This window comes from Thioclava sp. SK-1 (assembly GCF_001705665.1).
In the GTDB taxonomy this organism is placed as follows: domain Bacteria; phylum Pseudomonadota; class Alphaproteobacteria; order Rhodobacterales; family Rhodobacteraceae; genus Thioclava.
The window spans coordinates 114,372-134,991 of sequence record NZ_MDHA01000053.1; the positions used below are offsets into that span (position 1 = coordinate 114,372).

Sequence of the window (20,620 nt, forward strand, 5' to 3'; positions counted from 1 at the left end):
AATGAACGAGCCGGATCTTCGTGCGGCGCGCCAAGGTGCGTGCAGCCCTGCCAGCGCAAGCGTTACGGGTGATGTTGCCAACCCTGCGGCGGCATTGGCCGAGCAGCTTGGTAAAGACCTGTTTGCGCAGGTTTTTGTATTTGCCAGCCCAGATCTGGATTTGGGCATTTTAACACGAACCTTGCGGCGGCATTGCCCCGGTGCAGTGATCGCGGGATGTTCGACGGCGGGGGAAATCGGCAGCAACGGATATGCACAGGGCAGCGTTGTGGCCTTTGCCTTACCCGTTGCAGGGTTTGAAACCGAAACTGTGCTGATAGAAAACATTGATCGTCTGAATGCGCGCCGGCTGATCGAACGGCTTGTGCATTCAAGACAGGCCCTTGCGCGGAGGGCCGGAACGATGGAGCAGGAATTTGCCATTCTGATGGCCGATGGGCTGTCTGGGCAAGAAGATGCGCTGGTGGCGGCGATTGCAGGTGGGCTTGGCCCAATGCCGGTTTTTGGCGGATCAGCGGGGGATGGAGAACGGTTTCGCAATGCGCAGGTGTCGTTGGATGGCCGGGTATCGGAGCGCGCGGCGATTGTGACATTGGTCCGATCCAGCTGCCCGGTGCGGATCTTCTCTTTGGATCATATGCGCCCGTCAAAACAGCGCATGGTCGTGACACGCGCAGATACCGCGGCGCGGGCGGCGCTGCGGATAAATGACGAACCCGCAGCGCGTGAATATGCCCGCCAGCTTGGCATGACGGTGTCCGAGCTGACGTCATTCACCTTTGCGTCCCGACCGTTATTGGTGCAGGCAGGGGGGCGCCATCATGCCCGTGCAATCCGGGAGGTTGGGCCGGATGAATCGCTGATCTTTTTCGCAGTGATCGACGAAGGGCTGATCCTGACCCTGTCAGAGCCCCAGGATATGGCCGCACATCTAGAATCCGAACTGACACGGTTGTCGCGCCCGGTGCCGCCGACCGCGATCTTGGGATTTGATTGTATTTTCCGCAGGATAGAGGCCGAAGGCCGGCAAAAATCCCGCGAAGTGTCCGAAATTTTAGCCCATCACAATGTTCGAGGTTTTTCCACCTATGGCGAACAGATCGGCGCGATGCATGTCAACCAAACCCTGACCGGCATCGCCTTTTACCCGCCTGAGCAGGAGGCATAATGCAATTTCGCAATGAGCTGATGCGGTCTTTTCTGGCCCCTGAAGACAGTCTGGAACGACAAAACGAAAAGCTGCTGGCGATTGCCAGCTCGCTGATCCGGCATTCGGAATCGCTCTCAACCGAAGGGGCAGAGGGCTACGCACAGTTTCAGCGCGCTGCGATGCTGGAAGAACAGGTGCGCGAACGCACCCGCGATCTGGAACGCGCGCTTGATCTGCTTAACGCGTCCAACGCCCGACTTGCCGATGCATCGCGTGAAACGGAAACAGCGCGACAGAACCTGGCCTCTGCGATTGAAACGGTGCGCGAAGGCTTTGCCTTATTTGATGCCAATGACGTGCTGGTGATGTGCAATTCGCGCTTTAATGCCTTGCTGACCGACGTGCGCGCACAATTACAACCGGGCCTCAGCTTTGCGGCCTATCTGCAATGCGTGTCGCAATCGGATTTCTTGCATATGCCTGAAGGGATGTCGCGCGCTGATTGGGTGGATATGCGCAAACGCCGCCATGAAGAGCATCATTTCATCTTCAATCAGCATATGGGCGATGATCGCTGGATTCAGGTCTCGGAACATCGCACCCAAGACGGCGGCACGGTGATCTTGCAAACCGAGGTCACGGATCTTTTGCGCCGGGAACGCGAAGAGCGTGGTCGGCTGCTCGATGATCAGGCCAAGATCTTGCGCGCTACATTGGAACATTTGAAATTGGGCGTCTGTATTTTTGATGCCCGGTTGCAATTGCTGGGTTGGAATGCGCTCCTGTCGGATTTCTTGCTGCTGCCGCGCAACCGGTTGCGGATGGGGATGCATTTTGATGCGTTGCTGGAGCAGGTGCGCGATCAATTCGTCTTTCCGCATGGCCTATCGGCCTATCGGTTGGCAGATTGGGTGCGCCGCGTGCGCCGGCGCGATAATTTCCAGATGGAAGTCAGCCGCGAAGGCGGTCAAATTTACGAAATCTTCGCACAAGAGCTGCCTGACGGCGGCTTTGTCATGTCGCTTTCCGATGTCACGTCTGAACGTCATGCGATGATGGAACTGTCGCGCGCCAAAGACACGCTGGAGGCACGCGTTCTGGACCGCACATTAGAGCTGGAAGATGCGCTGGCCCGGGCCGAACGCGCCAATGCGTCCCGGGCGCGCTTCGTGGCAGCCGCCAGTCATGATCTGTTGCAGCCGCTTTCCGCCGCCAAGCTTTATATGGCTTCCCTGTCTGATGAGGTCACAAGTCCGCAGGCCGCCACAACATTGGAAAAGGCGCAAAATGCGCTTGGCTCGGTCGAAGGGATTTTGGGCGCATTGCTCGATATTTCGCGCCTTGAATCGGGTAAGGTTTCGGTAGAACCCGGCCCTGTCGCCCTGGCGCCGATGCTGGCGGCATTGCGCGATGAATTCACCCCCATCGCACGGCTTAAAGGGTTGCAACTATGCGTAAAACCATGTGACGAGGTGGTTGTTTCTGATCGCAGCTATCTGCGCCGGATCTTGCAAAACCTGATCTCAAACGCAATTCGCTACACCCAGACCGGGCGCATTCTTGTGGTGTTGCGCAAACGTGCCGGGCGGCTGACGTTGCAGGTACGTGATAGTGGCCCCGGCATTGCCGAAGAGGACCAAGACCTGATTTTCCGCGAATTTCACCGGGTCAATGCCCGCGCCTCCGCGTCCGAGGGGATGGGGCTGGGTCTTGCCATTGTTGAACGCGCGGCGGCCGTGCTGAACCACCCACTGGAATTGCGTTCCGCGCCCGGGCGGGGCTCCACATTCAGCGTGGGTCTGCAGCCTGCACCACGTCTGCCCGCTGTTCCCTTTGATGACATCGGCCACCCCCCATCAACCGAGCCGCAAACCCATGATCGTACCGTGCTTTTGGTGGAAAATGATTCCGACCTGTCGCGCGCGATGGTACAGCTCCTAGAGAAATGGGGGCTTGATGTGTTCGATGTCCCCTCCGCCGAAGACGCGCTGGAGCTGCTTAGCGAAACTGGAATCGAGCCAGATTTCTATCTCGTCGATTATCAGCTGGGCGATGGGATGGATGGTATCGAACTGATCTTGAAACTGCGCGTGACGATGGGGGATGTCAGTGTGCGTCTGGTCACCGCCAACCGCAGCGAGGCTCTGCACCTTCTGGCGGCCACCCATCAGATCAATGTACTACATAAACCGATCCCAGCGGATGATTTGTCGCGTTTCTTGTCAGGCCAAGGATAATACAGGGATTATTCGGTTCAATCACCACCTTGGGTCTTGCACGGCCTGCCGTGCTGGGGTCTTGATAGGGTTCACCGCCTTAGCACAAGACTTGCCCATGGATATTACAGCCTCTCCCCTCACCGCCACCGCATTCGCACCTTTTGGCGATGTGTTAGAGGTCCGCGGCGATCCCGATAAAATCATCAATCAGGGGAAATGTGGCCGGTTTCATGATCTCGCGCAGCTCAGCGCGCAAGACGGCCGCCTCGGAATTTCTTTGTTCAAAGCCGATGCGCGCAGCCTGCCGTACAGCTGCACTTTGCTCGAACGCCATCCCAATGGCAGTCAGGCCTTTATCCCCATGAGCAATGACCCATTCTTGATCATCGTCGCCCCTGACAGTGCAAACACTCCCGGCACGCCGCAGGCTTTCCTCACCAATGGCCATCAAGCGATTAACTTTCACCGCAATATCTGGCACGGCGTGCTGACCCCGCTTGCCGACCCTGGCCTTTTTGCCGTGGTCGACAGGATTGGCGCTGGCCCAAATCTAGAGGAATATCCCATCGCGCCCGTTCACATCCATGCGTGACATACCTCCACCCCGTTGACCTAGTCCCAATTCGCCATAACTTGAACGAAAGTTCACAACAGTTTCATCTTGCATGAAATATCCCGGGGACGCCTCCCATTCGGGAGGCGGGGGCAGAGCCCCTCTTTCCCACGCTCCCCGCGTGAAAGGACATTGTATGACGCCCAAACGGATAAACCTGGCCCTGCAAGGCGGTGGCGCACATGGCGCTTTCACATGGGGCGTTCTTGATCGATTTCTGGAAGAAGACGGGTTAGAGATTGCTGCGGTCTCAGGCACATCCGCCGGCGCACTCAATGGCGCTGCGCTGAAATCGGGGCTGGCCAAAGGGGCAGGGCACATCGGGCGCGAGGCAGCAAAGGAAAATCTGGATTGGCTTTGGTCCCAAGTGTCCGAGGTCAACGACCTCAGGCTCAGCCGCTGGGTCTCTTCGCTTTTTCCTGTTCCCGATACGATAAACCGCTGGGTCGAAGCCTTCACCCCTGCGGCAATGGTTGAACAATGGACGCGTCTTGTGTCCCCCTATGACACCGGTCCATTCTACACCAACCCCCTAGAGCGGATCGTGAACCGGTTTGAATATAACGATATTTGCGCACAAGATGGCCCGGCGTTTTTCGTTTCTGCTACCAATGTGCGCAGTGGTAAAATCCGTGTCTTTGCGGGGGACGAGGTCACGCCACAGGCAATCCTGGCCTCCGCCTGTTTGCCCAATCTGTTTCGTGCGATCGAATTCGAGGATCCAAAAACTGGCAAGCTAGAGGCATTTTGGGATGGCGGCTACACCGGCAATCCTGCGTTGTTCCCATTGTTTGAGCCGCAATTCCCGCGTGATGTGGTTATCGTCAATATCAACCCGCTTCTGCGTGATGACGTGCCCCACACTCCCGATCAGATCGAAGAGCGGATCAATGAAATCTCGTTCAACTCTTCATTGCTGCGGGAATTGCGCGCCATTCAATTCGTACGTGATCTGATTTCTAAAAAACGTCTGCCTGAAGGATCTATGAAGGATGTGCTGATCCATATGGTGGCAGATGACAAGGTGATGCTGGAATTGGGGGCTGCGTCAAAGGTAACGCCGGGCAAGGGTACGCTGGCCATGCTGAAACAGGCTGGACGGGTTGCGGCACAAACTTTCCTGGACAATTCAGGTGGAGATCTGGGCCACCGGTCTTCTGTCGATCTGCGAACGTTGTTTCAGTAAGTGCAAGCTTGTGGCTGAACTGCTTTGTTCCTTTCACGCAGCCGCATTTAGCGCGCTGCGCGCAAGGAGGCAGGCGCGGTGCCGGGCGATTTGGTTTTATCCGCCGGATAGACCAAACCGGCCGAGATGATCAGCTTGGCGGCATCTTCTACCGACATGTCCAGATAGGTGATCTGCGAGCGTGGAACGAACAGCAAAAAACCAGAGGTCGGATTAGGTGTTGTGGGCAGGAACACCGAAATTAGCGGATCATCGGCATCGCCTTGCGCGGCAATTTCCCCTTTGGCGGTGGAAGAAATGAACGCAATGGCCTGTAGCCCGGGCCGTGGATATTCGATCATACAGGCGCGGTCAAATTTGTCTTCGCCTTGAGAAAATACCGTTTCTGCAATCTGCTTGATGCCGGAATAGATTGAACGCACGATGGGCATTCGGTCCACGATCGCCTCGCCCATACGCAGCAAGGCGCGGCCAAAGAATCCTTTGGCCAGCCAGCCAACGATCAGCGTAAACAGCAAAAAAATCAGCACACCGATGCCGCGCAGGTTCACGCCGATATAATGCTCTGGCCGCAATTCATGTGGGACCATTGGCAAGACCCAGCCATCGACCCAACCGGCGACCGTCCAAATCAAATAGGCGGTCAATCCAATCGGGGCCACGACGACCAGTCCGGTCAAAAATGAGGCCCGCAGCGCCGCAAACGGACGGCGGCGGGTGGACGGTGGCTGATCGGTCATACGCAATGGTCCGGAGGTAAGGGGCGGTTGCCTTGTAGTTAGGCAGACAACGCGCCGGTCACAATATCTACTACGCCGATTGCGTGACGAATTGTGTGGCAATTTGGGATGCCAGCCGCGCATTGTTCAACACCAGGGCGATATTTGCCTCAAGCGAGCGCCCTTCGGTCAGTTCAAAAATCCGCTGCAGCAAGAAAGGCGTGACCTCTTTCGCGGCGATCTTTGCTTCTTGTGCCTCTGTCAGCGCCTGTTCAATCACTGGGGTGATGACCTGGCTGGGGATTTCAAATTCGACAGGGATCGGATTGGCGACCAGCTGGCCACCGGTCAGGCCCATTTGTGCGCGCATCAAGCCCGCCGCGGCGATCTCTGCTGCGGTATCGGCGCGCAGCGGCGCTTTCAAACCGCTTTGGCGCGACCAAAACGCCGGTAGCTCATCTTGACCATAGGCAAAGACAGGCACACCGGAGGTTTCCAGAACCTCAAATGTTTTCGGCAAATCAAGGATGGCTTTTGCCCCCGCAGCAACCACGGTTACGGGGGTCTGGCCCAGCTCCGCCAGATCGGCGGAAATGTCGAAACTGTCTTCGGCACCACGATGCACGCCGCCGATCCCGCCGGTGGCAAATGTGCGAATGCCCGCCAGAGATGCGCAGATCATTGTTGCAGCCACCGTGGTGGCGCCAAAGGCCCCACGCGCCAGACACACGGGCAAATCCGCGCGGCTGACTTTCATCACGTCTTTCGCCTGTGCCAGACGATCCAGATCCGCGTCATTCAAACCGATATGGATCACCCCATCCATCACGGCGATAGTTGCAGGCACTGCACCGGCGGCGCGGATCTCGGCCTCAACCCGGCGGGCGGTTTCAATATTTTGCGGAAAAGGCATGCCATGCGTGATGATCGTGGATTCCAGCGCAACAACGGGCTGGCGGGTATCCAAAGCGGTTTGGACCTCGGCTGTCATGCAAAGGGGCAGGGTGGTCATGCGGGAATATCTCCTGAGACGTGCCGGGCTGCGGCAGTTAGGGCGGCATCAAGCGCGTCTTGACGTGACGCAGATCGGCGTTCAGCGACCAGATGGGCCGCAAGAAACGTATCACCTGCTCCGGTCACGCGTGTGACCAGAACCTGTGGCGGTTGGCGTTGTAGAACCGGTTGTCCGGCCATTGCGTCGGCTGCGGCGTCACCGCCTGCGGTGACAAGCACGCGCTGTGCCCCGCGTTCCAGCAGCGCATGCGCGGCGGTTGCAGCATCGGTAAACTGCGACTGGCATAAAATACCAGCTTCTTCCAAATTCACATAAAGCGTTGCACCGTGATGTCCCAACAAGGGGCGCAGGCGCTCTGCCTTGCCTGGGCTGGCAGGCGCAACCCGCAGATCGGCCTTGGCAAAGGCGGGGGCGCGCGCGATCTCGCTTAGCAACTGCTCGGTCAGATTGCCGTCCAGCGCGATACAGCCGGTCCAGGGCGCATCGCTGTGACCCAAGCGCCCATCGTATAATGGGCGCAGAATTTTATCACCCGCGGCCTCAAGTGAATGTGCATCTGCCACGGCAGCCACCAAACCATTCGCCCCTTCAATCGCCATATAACGATCGGTCGGCAGATCTCTGGACCGGTAAAGATAGTCGCAATTGATGCCCAGACGCTGTGCATCGGCGATCAATTCATCGCCTTGGGTGTCGGATCCGACGGCGGTCAGAACCGCGGGTGTCAAGCCAAAGCGGCGCAGCACCATGGCGATATTCATAGCAACGCCGCCCGGAATGCGGGTGATCCGCCCGGGCACATCCGCACCCATGCGCACATGCACCGGTGCACGTCCGATAATGTCCCACAGCACCGAACCAATGCATAAGATATCAGAATGTGCCAAACCAAGCCCTCACATTACAGGTGACATCGCGGCGAGTCGCATGCCGCGCTATCTTTTCACATTCTACAGACGATTTGACCAGTCGAACAAAAATATCCGCGTATGTCCTGTGTTCCAGCCAAGTAAGGCGCGCAATTGCCTTATAGAACGGACCAAACAGATCCGGCTGGCGTTTTTGTGAAGTTCATCCTTGTGCGGTTTGGTTTTTCCGGTTATGAGGCGCGCACTTCACAGGCGAAGGCGGGCCTACCGGGGAGACATCCCGGACAGGTCCACCGGTTGGGACGGGCGTTTGCCCGGATCTCGAAACCTTCGCTCAGGCGCAAACCGGAAAAGGAAATGGACATGGCGCTTCCCGATTTTTCAATGCGTCAGCTGCTAGAAGCTGGCGTTCACTTTGGTCACCAAACTCAGCGTTGGAACCCCCGTATGGGCGAGTTCATCTACGGTGAGCGTAACGGCATCCACATCATGGATTTGACCCAAACCGTTCCGATGTTGGACGCGGCTTTGCAGGTTGTTCGTGACACCGTTGCAAAAGGCGGCCGTGTGTTGTTCGTCGGCACCAAGCGTCAGGCTGCAAAACCTGTCGCAGATGCTGCAGAAAAATGCGCACAGTATTACATGAACCACCGTTGGTTGGGTGGCACGCTGACCAACTGGAAAACTGTTTCCCAGTCGATCCAGCGTTTGAACGCCATTGACGAGCAGCTTGGCGCAGGCGCAGAAGGCCTGACCAAGAAAGAGCGTCTGGGCATGGAACGCGAGCAGACAAAACTGCAAGCATCGCTGGGCGGTATCCGCGAAATGGGCGGCCTGCCAGACCTGCTGTTCGTCATCGACGTGAAAAAAGAAGATCTGGCGATCCTTGAAGCGAAAAAGCTGGGTATCCCGGTTGTTGGCGTTGTTGACACGAACTGCTCGCCCAAAGGGATTGATTACATCATTCCTGGCAACGATGACGCGGCCCGCGCCATCACGCTGTATTGTGACCTGGTGTCGCGCGCGGCACTCGACGGTATGACCGCACAGATGGGCGCCGCTGGCGTTGATCTGGGTGCATTGGAAGATGTTCCAATGGAAGACGCCGTCGCAGAAGCCGAAGCCGAAGCGTAAGTTTCGTCATTAAAATGACATCGGGCGGGGGTAACCCCGCCCTGACACAATTTGACAGGAGATCCGACCATGGCGATCACCGCAGCAATGGTGAAAGAACTGCGCGAAAGCACTGGCGCAGGCATGATGGACGCGAAAAAAGCGCTGACCGAAACCGATGGTGATATGGAAGCCGCTGTTGATTGGCTGCGTACCAAAGGTTTGGCGAAAGCGGCCAAGAAATCGGGCCGTGTGGCTGCCGAAGGTCTTGTTGCTGTTGCCGTAGAGGCAGGCAAAGGCGTTGCCGTTGAGGTGAACTCGGAAACCGACTTTGTTGGTAAAAACGCCGAATTCCAAGCGATGGTGTCGGGTATTGCAACAACGGCTTTGACGGTCGACACGGTTGAAGCGTTGAATGACGCCGAAATCAACGGCAAGAAAGTGTCCGAAGTTGTCACCAACGCGATTGCGAAAATCGGTGAGAACATGACGATCCGCCGTATGCAATCGGTTACTGGTGACACGGTTGTGTCTTATGTCCACAATGCTGCGGCAGAGGGCATGGGCAAGATCGGTGTTCTGGTTGCACTGAAAGGCGACAACGAGGCCCTGGGTAAACAGATCGCGATGCATATCGCGGCGACAAACCCGGCATCGCTGTCGGAAGCTGATCTTGATCAATCCATCGTTGAAAAAGAAAAGCAAGTGCAGATTGATATCGCAAAAGAATCCGGCAAGCCGGATGCTGTGATTGACAAGATGATCGTCGGCCGCATGAAGAAATTCCTGCAAGAGATCACGCTGGTCAACCAAGCATTCGTCATCAACCCGGATGTGACCGTTGGTCAGGCCGCGAAAGATGCTGGCGTTGAGATTCTGTCCTTTGCACGCGTCGAAGTCGGCGAAGGCATAGAAAAGAAAGAAGAAGATTTCGCAGCCGAGGTCGCAAAGACCGCAGCTGGCGCATAATTTTCTGCCAGAAATTTACGAATTGGGCGTCATCTTCGGATGGCGCCTTTTTCATGATCTGACATCATATTCTGACACGGGGACCAGATAGGATGCTACGGCGAATTTATACGAAGTAAACTTCATATCGCATATGAAGTTAGGCGCTTAAGGCGCCACATTTAAATGATATTCTGTTGTTTTGAAATTAGGATGGTGGGCGGTGAGGGGCTCGAACCCCCGACATTTTCGGTGTAAACGAAACGCTCTACCAACTGAGCTAACCGCCCCCATCGCGGGATCTAATATGGCGAGAACGCAGTAAGGGCAAGCCCAAAAATCAAATTTTTCTAAGGTTTTTTTGGATCATGATACCGGGGGTGACAACCGGTGTAATTCCATCTTGAATTTTCGCAGATACGGGCGGGTGGTCAGACCAGAACGTCGCTTTGGGTGATATGATATCGGCGTTCCATATGCGCGGTCGATTGACCCCATGGGCTGTTGTGGGTGCGTTGTTGATGGGCTTGAAAGCTTGCCTCATCCAGAAAGCTTTCGGTGACGCGAAACTGCAGCGGTGCGTCCGGCATTTGCGTGACCTCAAACATCAAGCAGCCCGGCTCTGCCAATGTCGCGCGGATATGGTCGGGCAACATCACGCGCACGCGGGCAGCATCTTCCTTGGTCTGACAAATCAATATGCCGCTAAGGTGGACGGGCATGAGAAGTCCTGTGGTTGGCTGCGTTTCAATGCCAAGCCTAACACCAGCCGTGATTGTGCCACAAGGCGGGCGTCAAAGCCGGGGGCGATCACAATCGATTCCGGCATTTGCTGCGCTGCTGTTGCCACTGTTTTTACATCGCGGGTGATGTGGAACAGATCCACGTGAATGGCAGGTGTGGTTTTGCAATAGATCAGTGCGCTGTGCCCGGTTGCGGTTTGGGCGGACAGGCGCAGGGCTTCCATCCCCGGAATATAAAGCGTTGGCTGTGCCTGTAGCGTCAGACCGGCGATCGCGCGCCCAGCCTCTGATCCGTGCGAAAGCGCGGGCAGTAGATTTGTGCCTGTGTTGCGTGGCATATAGCGGGCATAGAACCGGAGATAGCTGCGCAGCGTTGCAAGCTGCGAATACAGATCGCAATCAATCGGCAGTCGTGTAGGGTTGGGGCGTTTATCGCGTAGGTCATTGATACTGTAAGACAGTTGGCGCAGAAGCGATTTGAAGCCGTCTTCGGCCAAGTGGTTTTGCAGCGGGCCATAGGCCGCTTCCACTGCGCGCAGCCCGTTACAAAACCCTGCAAGCGATATTGCCTTCAACTGGGTGTCCCCGAAGGCATTAAAATCACCATCCATATGTGTTTCTCCTACCCCTGTGCATTGCGTGCAGATGTGATTTTTAATGTTGGCGCGCCAAAGCATTAAAACTTGGTTAATGGGAGAGGAGGCTAAGCGGTTGGCAACTTAAAGTTGCATCTTGATGCCGTTATTTAATCGAAAACTGTAGCTGTGGTGGATTTTCGGGCGATCGGGCGACGCAGTGGAAGCGAAGGGGCCCGCTGGCCCAGCCCGGACAGTTGATACAGCCCGACAGTCAAGCACACGGACAGCAAGGCGGCAAAGATCACATCGCTTGCGAAATGGCCACCAAATGCGACGCGCAGGGCTGATCCAAACACGGCAATGGCGACGGTCGCGCAGATTGCAGGCAGGCGAAGGCGCGGAGCCAAGGCCGGGACCACAAGTAAAATCACCAAAGTGCCAACAGTGAAAAGCGCGCTTGCCTCGCCTGATACAAAGCTACAGCTGCCGTGACATTGATCGGCCAATTGCAGCGGCGGTGTGAAAGATGCACCACCGCCATATTCCGTGATATTGCGCGGACGTGCACGGCCCCAATGATGTTTCAGGCCAAGGTTTACGATCAGCCCCGGAACGGCGATGTAGCAGCCGATCATAAAGCCCAAAACCGATTGCCGAACGCGTTGCACCCTGGGCCAGATCATACCAGCGATCCACCACATCAGCAGACAGGTCATCACGCCATCGGTCAGGGCAATCATGGTGGCGCGCACGGCTTTCCAATACGGGTTGAATTGAATGGCAAACGGATGTTGGGCGGAAACGAACATCGCATTGATCGTAAGGTCCAGCCGTGGAAAGGCGCTAAAGAGGGCAACGAAGATCAAGGTCAGATACAGGCTGACCCAAATTACATTGCGGCATTGCGCGGAGGTGGCTTGCCATTTGCCAAAGCGGCTGGCGTGACCATCTTGCAGATCGGCTTGGCAGGGATTTTGGGAGTCAGGCGAAAATTTCTTAAATAAGATCAAAACGATCCCTCCAGTAAGGCCGCAACACCACGCGGCGCTATGCATAGGGGGAAGATCGCGTTTGTGTTTGTCGCTTGCTTCGCAGAGGTTTTAAATTGTTGTAATATTTGGCCAGATCACCAAAAATCTTGCGGGTGATCTGCCGTCGCCGGCCCGTGTCAGTTTGTAAAAGCCGGCACGGGCCGTGGCATTAGGGCAGGGTGATCACTGGGATCTTGAGGTCCGCACCCGACTGATCAGATTGCTGATTAACAAAGGCAGTGATCGCAGATCTGGCGGATATGGATTTCTCCGGGTCCAGGCCGCGATCTATGCGTAGATTGGCCAACCATAAACGCTGACCTTGTGGTGTGACACGTGTGCTGCGCCATAGCCGCAAATGTTGCGCCATCGCGTGCGCCGACTGATCTTGTCCGCTATCCGTGGCGGGGCGGGTGAAAATCATATCATTTGGCACGCCCGACCAAAACAGCGGCACGGCGGATGGTTGCGCACGGGCGCGGTTCAACAGGCGCGTTGCACCAATATCCAACAACTGCATTGGTGACATCTGTGGAACTTTGGTCCAGCCCTGCTTTTGCAGCGCGTCCTGCAGGGTTTTCGCATCGGGTGAAAGGATCACAAAAGAGAGCTTGGCGTCGATCTCTCCGGTGATATCGGTCACCGCTGTGGGCAGATCGGCCGTTGCAAACTTATCCAGGGGCTGCGCGATCTGACTATCTGCACCGGCGACAGGGGCCAGATTGCGCGGATGATCATATTGCACGACCCGCAGCAAGGCCAAACCGACAAGCACCGCACAAAGGCCTGCCGTCATGCGTTGCAGCTTCGGGCGCGCGGGTCGCGCAATATGGGTGCGATAGGACCATTCCGCAAAGGTAACTCCGGCCAGCATCGCCAAGGCGCCGATGATCCAGCCCCCTAGAACGTCACTTAGGTAATGTTCGACCAGATAGATCCGGCTGCCACCAATCCCCGCTGCCATCACACAGGCTAGCCATGTGGCCACCAATGGCCCAAGCCGTCCAATCCGCCACAGCGCATAGGCCAGCATGCCCCAAAACGCGATAGAGATCGCCGCATGGCCCGAAGGGAAGCTGCCTGAGGTTTCTGTGAAATAACCATAGAGCGAGCGTGGCCGTCCGAAGGCCGCCTTCAGCGTGGCAACCACCATGATATCTGTGATCAAGGCCACCACAATTCCCAAACACAGATCGCGCCGTCCCAACGCCCAAAATGCGGCCAATGCGGCAGCGGCAAAACAAGCGATGGCACGCGGGTCACCCAATGCCGTCAGATGCGAAAATGCGGTCAGCAGTGCCGGGCTCCAGACTACATGCAATATCGCCGCCAGTCGCATATCCAGCCCCACAATCGGGGCAGAGCGCAGCACATCAAAGCTGAGGACGAACATGGTGATCAGCAATGCGCTTGCCGCGCAGATCAACACCGTGGCGGGCCATCCTGATAGGACAGTGCGATCAAAGCGGCGCGCGAGTGCTGATGTGATTTTGGGATGGTGGGCCAGCCAAGTCGCAGCCTTTGGATGGGCCAGCACCGCCGCGATGACACGTTGGGTCAACTGCCCCAAGAATGGCAAATAGCGTTCCACCCGCCGCGCGATCAGGAAGAACACACCGATGATCAATGCAATGCCGGCGCTGACCAGGACCTCTTTCGTTAAATCCGGGCTTAGCCTGCGGAGGATATTAGCAACGCTATATCCAATGGACACATGCACCAGCGCGAAAGGGAATGCGCTGAGAAAGTTCCAGATCCGAAACAGGCGCGGTGGCATGTTGGCCAGCGCAGCGGCCAATGGGGCCAGCGATGACACGGGACCCAAGAACCGCCCGAATACCAGCGCCAACCCGCCATAGCGTGCAAACAGCCGCTCTGCCTTGGTATAGGCGCGGCTGCCCTGAAAACTGCGCATATGCCGACCATGACCAATTGCACGTCCCAAGGCAAATGTGGCTTCACCGCCCAATATGGCACCAAAGGCCACAAACCAGACCAGATCAAAGAAATCCAGTAGCCCTTGATGGACCAGCACACCGCCTGCATCGACAATCAGTGTGCCTGGGAAAAAGACACCAGTGGGGGCAAATGCCTCTAATGCAGCGCAGGCCCCGATGATCCAATACCCAACCACGCCCAAGGACGATAGGGCAGGAAGAACTTGGCTGAGAATTGTGGTCATAAAATGGGCCTCTTACATATCGATACTGTGCCAGATTTGGCACTGACACCCCTACATAGGGTGCACAGGACCGAGTTTGTGGCTTTCTTACAAATTCGTAACATCGGCGCAATTGACGGCACGGTCGCCTGTGGCACATCACAGACCACAGCCAAAGGACAATGCGATGAAGATCTTGATTGCAGAAGATGATGTAGAAACCGGCGACTATCTAAGTCGTAGCTTGATAACCGAGGGCCATAGCGTTGATCTGTTCAAAAATGGCCGTGAGGCGCTGACACAAGGCACGATGCAAACCTATGATCTGCTGATCCTTGATCGGATGATGCCGGGCTTGGATGGGCTATCGATCCTCAAGGCGTTGCGCACCGCACAAATTCATACGCCGGCGATTTTGCTGACAGCAATGGGCAGTGTGGAAGACAAAGTGGCCGGGTTGCGGGCGGGCGCGGATGATTACATGGTCAAACCCTTCGCATTCGTGGAGCTTCTGGCACGTATTGACACGATCGCACGCAGACCCGCGCTGAAAGATGAGGTGACAGAAATCACCCTAGGGGAGATCAGGTTGGATCTTCTAACCCGGGAGGTTTGGCGCGATGGCCAACGTATCGATCTGCAACCACGCGAATTTATGCTGTTGCGTCATTTTATGGAGCGTCCGGGCCGCGTGCAAACCCGCACGATTTTACTGGAATCTATTTGGGATGTGCATTTTGATCCCAAAACCAGCGTTGTAGAAACCCATATCAGCCGGTTACGTGGCAAGATCGACAAACCATTCAAAACCCAATATCTGCGAACATTGCACGGCGTTGGATATGTGTTTCAACCCTAGGGAACGCACAGATGTTTCGTAATATTTCCTCCTCTATTCGCTTGGCGATCGGTGTGTCGGCCGTGTTCACGCTGGCGGCGTGTTTGGCGGGTGTGCTGTCCTATGTTTTGCAATCGCAAGAGATGGGTGAAAGGCTGCGCACCGATGTCACCCATAGCCTAGAAAGTCTGTTGCAGATTGAGGGGCAAGGCGATTTGCAAGATGTGCGCGACCAGGCCAATGCTATGGCGGATGCATCCAAGGATGGTTCTGTTCTGGTGGGATATCTGGATCAGGACGGCGCGATTTTGGCGGGGAATTTTGCCCCCAGGCATTTGGATGAGGGGGCGCGCTGGCTGACGCCTGCTGATGCGCCCGCCAAGCATCGTGACGACGATGAACCACATGCATATTGGGTGGAAATGGCGCAGGTGGACAGCGGGTGGCTGGTGGTGGCCCGTGACAATGAATGGATGGTGGAAACGCAAGAGATCTTGTTCAGTTCAATGTCGGTCGGGCTGGGACTGGCGTTGTTGCTGTCAATTGGCATCGCGTTGTGGATTGCCAAACGCACAGATCGCCGTATCGCGCGGATGGAACAGGTGTTGGAAACCGTTGGACGCGGCGATCACGCTTTGCGTATAGGCGAAGATGGCCACGACGATTTGGCGCGCTTGGCAGGCCAAATGGATGCCACATTAGAGCAGCTAGAAACAGGGATAACCGCGATCCGGCAAGTGTCGACCGATGTCGCCCATGACCTGCGGGCGCCGCTGTCGCGGTTACGCCTAAAGCTAGAGCCGCTGGCACTGGATTTTAACCTTAGCGATGCGCAACGGCAATCGGTGGGGGCGGCGTTGGCAGAGCTGGATGGGATCTCTGCAACATTTGATGCGATCTTGCGCTTATCGCGGCTGCAAGCAGGGATGGTTGAGCTGTGCGCGAAACCTGTGGACCTGACCGCGCTTGCGCAGTCGTTGCATGAGATTTTTATGCCCGTGGCAGAGGATTCAGGCCATCAGCTGGTGTTGGCAGCGTTTGATGGGCCGGTGATGATCGATGCGGATCCGCAGCTCATTCAACAAGCCTGTGTCAATTTGCTGGAAAATGCACTGCGCCATTCGCCCAGCGGAACGGTTGTCACCCTAATGGCCTCGGTCCAACCCGAAGGCGCGGTGCTGGAGGTGCGCGACACCGGACCGGGCATTCCCATCGCACAACGCGAGCGGGTATGCGAACGGTTCGTTCGGCTGGACAAAAGCCGTGGCACAAAGGGCACCGGGCTGGGCTTGGCACTGGTCACCGCGATTGCGCAGATGCATGGCGCGCGGCTGATGTTGCGTGACGGTGGGCCGGGGCTGCGTGCGACATTGCTTTTCCCAAACACCCCGAAACCGTAGCAATGTGCTGGTGGCATTTCGCGCCGCCAGTCCATAAAAAAGGGGGCGCGTAGATGCGTCCCCTTCAATCATTATGGCATTGTCTTTAGTGACGATCAGAACGGGATTTCGTCATCAAAATCCGGGCGGCCACCACCCGATGGGGCCCCACCACCAGAAGAGGATCCGCCGCCATAGCCACCACCGGCGCCGCCATCATCATAGCCGCCCGATGGACCACCGTAAGTGCCGCCGGATGATTGACCACCTGCATAGCCGGTGCCGCTATTGCCACCATCATTGCGACCGCCCAACAGGGTCAGTTCGCTGCGGTAAGGACGCAAAACGACCTCGGTCGAATACCGGTCCTGACCGGATTGATCCTGCCATTTGCGGGTCTCTAATTGGCCCTCAATATAAACAGTGGAGCCTTTGCGTAGATATTGCTCGGCAATTTTCGCCAAGGGTTCTGAGAAAATCGCAACCGAATGCCATTCGGTGCGCTCTTTTCGCTCCCCCGAATTGCGATCGCGCCATGTTTCAGATGTGGCAATGCGCAGGTTACACACCTTGCCGCCGTTCGCGAAAGTGCGCACTTCGGGATCACGGCCCAAATTGCCCACAATGATGACTTTGTTGACACTACCTGCCATGTGACCTCCGATAATTCCTGTCCCAAGGTCTGATTCTGACCGGGGTTTGGCTTCTATAAACCAGCACCAGCGTGGAGGATAGGGCGCGCGCCGCTTCAGCTCAACGGTCAGGCGGATTTACCGCATTTCAGGTAAGGATTTATTTGGCTTTGGCGATTATAGTTAATTTTTTATCGGGTCAGGATGGTGGCATATCCCGCCGATAGCGCCCGAATGGTAAAATTGAATGGGTTTTCAGATATTTTTTCTCTGGCTATAGTCCCGACGGTTGGACGAATATTTAGGATAATGGATGCAAAACATCACAGGCACAGCGATTTTGATCGCAGCACTTGGGCTGACATCCGGGCAGGCAACGATGGCCTTTGGCGATGGCCTGTCCCTGTCGGGGGCGTCTTCGTCCAATCGCAGTCAGTTGTTTCGTAATCAGACCCGCTTGTTAGATAGCCGCGCTTCGTCGCAATATTCCAATTCAACCCGGTTGCGGCCAAAATCTGATGTGGCCACATTTGACAACACAGGCGCCATTCCGCGGTATCGTGGAAATTACAAAGGCAAATATTTACCCGTTGCACGGGCCGCAGCCACCAAACATGGCGTCCCACAGGACCTGTTCTTACGGTTGGTGCAACAAGAAAGCGGCTGGAACCCGTCGGCTGTCAGCCATGCCGGGGCACAAGGCTTGGCGCAGCTGATGCCTGCGACAGCGGCGAAGCTGGGTGTTAATCCCAATGATCCGGGTCAGAACCTGGAAGGTGGCGCGCGGTATTTGCGTATGATGTATGATCAGTTCGGGAACTGGCGTCATGCGTTGGCCGCCTATAATGCCGGGCCGGGTGCAGTGCAAAAATATGGTGGCGTTCCACCCTATGCTGAGACAAAAAATTACGTCAAAGTAATTTTGGGCGGCTAAGGCGCAACATTAAGATCGTTCTATAGGGTGTTGGCAAAGCGCATAAATTACGCTTTGCCGAGGGTATGTCACGGAATGATACGCGTGTATTTCGTGCCCGCCAAGGTGGCACCGGCGATCAATCCAGCCTGGCCGAAGACCAATGCAATGACCGGTTCTCGTGATGTCAGCGTATCGGTCCCAAGTGAGCCACCACGATCGGGCAACGCATAGCGCGCATCCGCGCCCATTTGCCAGCCATCGGCGTGACGGAAATCCGACAGGGCTTCTTGTGTCATAAAGAACAAGGCATGGGCATATTGCTGCGCACCAATCTGGAAACCGACGGAGGCAGAGGTGGCCGCGTAGTAATCTACTGTAACATTGTTGATCCGAAGTGCACCGCGCCCGAAGGACCCGCCGATTCCAAAACCTGCCTCTGTCATCAGGGGCATATATAGAACGCCGACGGCCTTGTTGATCAAATCTTGTGTGCCGGGATAGGTGCGAACCAGATAGTTTTCGGTTGCATCCACGCGGGCATCAAGCTGTGCGCCGCCGTTGGATCCAACACCGTTTCCACAGGCCGCCAGCCCAAGGCCGGCCCCACCCATCGCCAAAAGAGTCCGTCGGGAAATCATGTTTACTGCCTCTTGCTCAGATCAACGGCCAGTTAGGTTCTGACCCATTTTCTGTAAGTTTACGGCAGATGGAACCCTTTGTCACCTGCTGATGAATCTATTCAGAAAGTCCAACAAAGACAAGCAGAAACACGCCGATCTTAACCTGCCGCCAAGGCCCGTGCGGCAGCGGGGGCAAAGTAGGTCAAGACCCCATCACACCCGGAACGGCGAAACGCCATTAGACTTTCAAGCATAACTTTTTCATGATCCAGCCAGCCATTTTGTACAGCCGCCATCGCCATCGCATATTCGCCTGAAACCTGATACGCATAAGTAGGAACGCCAAATGCATCTTTGACACGGCGGCAAATATCCAGATAGGGCATGCCGGGTTTGACCATGACCATATCGGCCCCCTCATGCAGATCGCGCGCAACCAGACGCAACGCTTCTTCGGAGTTTCCAGGATCCATCTGATAGGTTTTCTTATCACCCTTAAGTGCGCCAGACGCGCCAACGGCATCGCGAAACGGGCTGTAAAACCCACTAGCGTATTTCGCAGAGTAGCTCAGAATTGACACTTGTCCGTGCCCCTGTGCCTCAAGCGCCGTGCGCATCGCGCCGATACGTCCGTCCATCATATCGGATGGACCCAAAATATCGGCTCCGGCATCAGCCTGTGCGATTGCCATTTTCACAAGACATTCAACGGTTTCGTCGTTGAGAATAATCCCATCTCTTACCAACCCATCGTGCCCATTGGCATTATAGGGATCCAAGGCGATATCAGTCATGATCGCGATTTCAGGCACGCGTTCCTTGATCGCGCGGATCACGCGATTTGTGATGTTGTCAGGGTTCCAGGCTTCTTGGCAGGCCACGGTTTTTACCGAAGGATCGGTAAAGGGGAACAGGCAAAGGGCCGGAATGCCAAGGCTTGCGGCCTCTTCCGCGGCGGCGATCGCGCCGTCCAAAGTGCGCCGAAACACCCCGGGCATGGACGATACCTCTACATCTGCGCCCGGCACGTCAGTGATAAAAATCGGCCAGATCAGATCCTTCACGCTAAGCCGATATTCCTGGGCCAGATCACGCAGTGCGCTTGTCCGGCGCAGGCGACGCATGCGGGTGGTTGGAAACGGCGGAAGGATCGGGGTCATGGCGGCTCTCCACTTGGCTTATTCTGACCTGACATGACCTATAGCCCCAAGGCAATAGGTCCGAAAAGGTCAGAAACGCTTTGTTTGTGGGAAAGATGGTTTTCTCTGCTGTTGTTTGGGCCTATCGTCGCGCAAAATTGAGCTCGGATTTTCCGGGCAACAACAGCCAAAGAGGCCCTGTGTGACGGTAACCGACCTGATCTTTAGCACGATTTCCGTGCGCAGCTTTTCCAGCCTGTGGTATTGGGTGGCGCTTGCAGCGATCTGGTCATCTGTGTCGCATTGGGTGATTGGGGTGCCCTATGATGCAGTGTTACGCGCGCGTCGAAATAAGGACGAAGCCGCTGAAAACCTAGTGCTTTTGGCACGGGTGAATGTGCATCGCTATCGGATGATAGGACAGGATGCAGGGGTGGTTCTGGCGGTGATCGTGCCGTTTGGACTGACCATGCTGGCGGTTTTGGGATTCGGCTATGGCTATGAACTGGCGCAGGCCGTGTTTCTGGTAGCCTTTCCACTTGTGCTTACTATGATAATGACACTGCGCGCAGCCGCCCGAATTTGGCCAGTGATCGAAACATCGGATCCCGAACAAGTGGCGCGTGCCCTGTCGAAGCACCGTCTAAAGGTGCAGGCGATCGGCATTTTCGCTATGTTGGTGACCGCACTTTGGGGAATGTTGTTTAACTTTAAGACGCAATTTGTGATTGGCTTCTGATTGCGCAACGCC

The 20,620-nt window shown here is 56.1% G+C and carries 20 protein-coding genes and 1 tRNA gene; 10 read left to right on the forward strand and 11 right to left on the reverse strand.

Features of this window, described 5'->3' with window-relative positions:
* Position 1: 1 nt before the first annotated feature.
* The 4 genes from BFP70_RS13070 (at position 2) to BFP70_RS13085 (ending at position 5,168) form a co-directional block, all read left to right on the forward strand.
* Positions 2-1,168: an FIST N-terminal domain-containing protein gene (locus tag BFP70_RS13070; protein ID WP_066012168.1), complete on the forward strand. Its 1,167-nt coding sequence runs from the start codon at positions 2-4 to the stop codon at positions 1,166-1,168.
* Positions 1,168-3,387: a PAS-domain containing protein gene (locus BFP70_RS13075; protein WP_255356705.1), complete on the forward strand. Its 2,220-nt coding sequence runs from the start codon at positions 1,168-1,170 to the stop codon at positions 3,385-3,387. Before BFP70_RS13070 ends, BFP70_RS13075 begins: the two co-directional genes overlap by 1 nt.
* Before the next feature lie 97 nt (positions 3,388-3,484).
* On the forward strand, positions 3,485-3,961 hold the full coding sequence (locus tag BFP70_RS13080) for an ureidoglycolate lyase (RefSeq protein ID WP_066012093.1): 477 nt from the start codon (positions 3,485-3,487) through the stop codon (positions 3,959-3,961).
* Positions 3,962-4,118: 157 nt separating this feature from the next.
* Positions 4,119-5,168, forward strand: a complete 1,050-nt coding sequence (locus tag BFP70_RS13085; protein WP_066012094.1) for a patatin-like phospholipase family protein — start codon at positions 4,119-4,121, stop codon at positions 5,166-5,168.
* Positions 5,169-5,215: 47 nt separating this feature from the next.
* On the opposite strand, the gene BFP70_RS13090 is transcribed toward BFP70_RS13085, so the two are convergent.
* From BFP70_RS13090 to BFP70_RS13100, 3 genes are all read right to left on the reverse strand, one after another.
* Positions 5,216-5,908 carry a DUF502 domain-containing protein gene (locus BFP70_RS13090; RefSeq protein WP_066012095.1) on the reverse strand — a complete coding sequence of 231 codons (693 nt, stop codon included), beginning with the start codon at positions 5,906-5,908 and terminating at the stop codon, positions 5,216-5,218.
* A gap of 70 nt (positions 5,909-5,978) precedes the next feature.
* Complete coding sequence (locus tag BFP70_RS13095; RefSeq protein ID WP_066012096.1) at positions 5,979-6,899, reverse strand: pseudouridine-5'-phosphate glycosidase; 921 nt, start codon at positions 6,897-6,899, stop codon at positions 5,979-5,981.
* Positions 6,896-7,789, reverse strand: coding sequence for a PfkB family carbohydrate kinase (locus BFP70_RS13100; protein WP_066012097.1), 894 nt, complete (start codon positions 7,787-7,789; stop codon positions 6,896-6,898). The genes BFP70_RS13095 and BFP70_RS13100 overlap by 4 nt, the downstream gene beginning before the upstream one ends.
* A gap of 345 nt (positions 7,790-8,134) precedes the next feature.
* On the opposite strand from BFP70_RS13100, the gene rpsB reads away from it, so the two are divergent.
* Both rpsB and tsf read left to right on the forward strand, forming a co-directional pair.
* Positions 8,135-8,905: a 30S ribosomal protein S2 gene (gene rpsB / locus BFP70_RS13105; protein WP_066012098.1), complete on the forward strand. Its 771-nt coding sequence runs from the start codon at positions 8,135-8,137 to the stop codon at positions 8,903-8,905.
* Positions 8,906-8,974: 69 nt separating this feature from the next.
* Positions 8,975-9,853: a translation elongation factor Ts gene (gene tsf, locus BFP70_RS13110; RefSeq protein WP_066012099.1), complete on the forward strand. Its 879-nt coding sequence runs from the start codon at positions 8,975-8,977 to the stop codon at positions 9,851-9,853.
* Between the two features lie 193 nt (positions 9,854-10,046).
* Here the strand turns inward: tsf and BFP70_RS13115 are convergent.
* From BFP70_RS13115 to BFP70_RS13135, 5 genes are all read right to left on the reverse strand, one after another.
* Positions 10,047-10,122, reverse strand: a tRNA-Val gene (locus BFP70_RS13115).
* A 141-nt stretch (positions 10,123-10,263) separates the two neighbouring features.
* Positions 10,264-10,554 (reverse strand): putative quinol monooxygenase, encoded by a 291-nt coding sequence (locus BFP70_RS13120; RefSeq protein WP_066012100.1) that lies wholly within the window; start codon positions 10,552-10,554, stop codon positions 10,264-10,266.
* Positions 10,527-11,186: a hypothetical protein gene (locus BFP70_RS13125; RefSeq protein WP_066012101.1), complete on the reverse strand. Its 660-nt coding sequence runs from the start codon at positions 11,184-11,186 to the stop codon at positions 10,527-10,529. The genes BFP70_RS13120 and BFP70_RS13125 overlap by 28 nt, the downstream gene beginning before the upstream one ends.
* Before the next feature lie 134 nt (positions 11,187-11,320).
* A complete protein-coding gene (locus BFP70_RS13130; RefSeq protein ID WP_066012102.1) occupies positions 11,321-12,163 on the reverse strand; it encodes a phosphatase PAP2 family protein in 843 nt (280 codons plus the stop codon).
* A gap of 190 nt (positions 12,164-12,353) precedes the next feature.
* Positions 12,354-14,366, reverse strand: a complete 2,013-nt coding sequence (locus BFP70_RS13135; RefSeq protein WP_066012103.1) for a bifunctional DedA family/phosphatase PAP2 family protein — start codon at positions 14,364-14,366, stop codon at positions 12,354-12,356.
* 166 nt (positions 14,367-14,532) lie between these two features.
* On the opposite strand from BFP70_RS13135, the gene BFP70_RS13140 reads away from it, so the two are divergent.
* Complete coding sequence (locus tag BFP70_RS13140; protein WP_066012104.1) at positions 14,533-15,204, forward strand: response regulator transcription factor; 672 nt, start codon at positions 14,533-14,535, stop codon at positions 15,202-15,204.
* 11 nt (positions 15,205-15,215) lie between these two features.
* On the forward strand, positions 15,216-16,583 hold the full coding sequence (locus BFP70_RS13145; RefSeq protein ID WP_066012105.1) for a HAMP domain-containing sensor histidine kinase: 1,368 nt from the start codon (positions 15,216-15,218) through the stop codon (positions 16,581-16,583).
* Positions 16,584-16,678: 95 nt separating this feature from the next.
* Here the strand turns inward: BFP70_RS13145 and ssb are convergent, their stop codons facing one another.
* Positions 16,679-17,215 carry a single-stranded DNA-binding protein gene (gene ssb, locus BFP70_RS13150; protein WP_066012106.1) on the reverse strand — a complete coding sequence of 179 codons (537 nt, stop codon included), beginning with the start codon at positions 17,213-17,215 and terminating at the stop codon, positions 16,679-16,681.
* Positions 17,216-17,507: 292 nt separating this feature from the next.
* On the opposite strand from ssb, the gene BFP70_RS13155 reads away from it, so the two are divergent.
* Entirely contained in the window at positions 17,508-18,128 is a 621-nt protein-coding gene (locus BFP70_RS13155; protein ID WP_066012107.1) for a lytic transglycosylase domain-containing protein, read from the forward strand.
* A gap of 68 nt (positions 18,129-18,196) precedes the next feature.
* On the opposite strand, the gene BFP70_RS13160 is transcribed toward BFP70_RS13155, so the two are convergent.
* The gene (locus tag BFP70_RS13160; protein ID WP_066012108.1) at positions 18,197-18,748 is read right to left on the reverse strand and encodes a YSC84-related protein; all 552 of its coding nucleotides are present in this window, start codon (positions 18,746-18,748) and stop codon (positions 18,197-18,199) included.
* A 140-nt stretch (positions 18,749-18,888) separates the two neighbouring features.
* Entirely contained in the window at positions 18,889-19,890 is a 1,002-nt protein-coding gene (gene hemB / locus BFP70_RS13165; protein ID WP_066012109.1) for a porphobilinogen synthase, read from the reverse strand.
* Between the two features lie 181 nt (positions 19,891-20,071).
* Here hemB and BFP70_RS13170 point away from each other — a divergent pair, with 181 nt between their 5' ends.
* Positions 20,072-20,608 carry a hypothetical protein gene (locus BFP70_RS13170; RefSeq protein ID WP_066012110.1) on the forward strand — a complete coding sequence of 179 codons (537 nt, stop codon included), beginning with the start codon at positions 20,072-20,074 and terminating at the stop codon, positions 20,606-20,608.
* The last annotated feature ends 12 nt before the right edge of the window (positions 20,609-20,620 follow it).